General features: G+C 65.7%; 2 protein-coding genes. Both read right to left on the minus strand.

Going from position 1 to position 668, the window contains the following annotated elements:
- Positions 1-47: 47 nt before the first annotated feature.
- Positions 48-224, minus strand: a complete 177-nt coding sequence (locus ACSIH6_RS39365; protein ID WP_435113984.1) for a hypothetical protein — start codon at positions 222-224, stop codon at positions 48-50.
- A gap of 161 nt (positions 225-385) precedes the next feature.
- Complete coding sequence (locus ACSIH6_RS39370) at positions 386-607, minus strand: hypothetical protein (protein WP_435113988.1); 222 nt, start codon at positions 605-607, stop codon at positions 386-388.
- Between the last annotated feature and the right edge of the window lie 61 nt (positions 608-668).

Here is a 668-nt window from a genome sequence, read left to right on the forward strand (position 1 = left end):
ACTCCCACTTTCCTCCCAGCTTCTCCCGACCCTGGGAGGGACCTGGGTCAGTCCTCCAGGGTGACCCGCACGTGGGGGTCTTCGTCGCTGTCGATGACCCAGGTCACCGACGCCACCCGGTACTTTCGGCCGTCGAGCTTGACCCGGTCGCCCTGGCGCGGGATGGCCGGGAGGTCGACCTTGTGCTTGAGGTAGCCGTCGACGTGGTCGAAGCGAGTCTGCATAGTTTCCTCCTGCTGGCGTTAACGTGTGGGGGCTGAACCTGAGGTTGCCCACTGCTCGTGTGGGCAACCCAGTGGGCAACCTCGGTTCGGCGTGCATTGCTGACTGCTCGTCCTCCATCAACTGTCCGTCATCGCGGGTCTGTGCCAGCAGGAGCGGGCGCTCACCGGTTCTCCAGTTCCCACCACGCGTTGTTGCGGTCCGTCCGGTAGCGGTCCGCCGCCCCACGAACCGAGTCGAGCTTGGCGACCAGCAGGGCGCGGTCCCTTTCCCAAGCTGTGATGATCTGCTCAGGGTCGTCGGCGTGTGCCTCGACCTCGGTGCGGGGGTCGATGTCGGACTCTGAGCGGGCGCGTTCCACGTACCGCTGCAACATGTTGTCCACGAGGGTGCCTCCTGCTCGATGATGCGCCGTGGGTCAGATGTTGGGCCAGTCCAGGGGGCCT

This window comes from Nocardiopsis synnemataformans, assembly GCF_965343085.1.
GTDB classification, from domain to species: domain Bacteria; phylum Actinomycetota; class Actinomycetes; order Streptosporangiales; family Streptosporangiaceae; genus Nocardiopsis; species Nocardiopsis alborubida.

Bases quoted from the DNA above. Each gene is read 5' to 3' on its own strand.
- ACSIH6_RS39365 (WP_435113984.1), bottom strand. From the start codon at position 224: ATGCAGACTCGCTTCGACCACGTCGACGGCTACCTCAAGCACAAGGTC.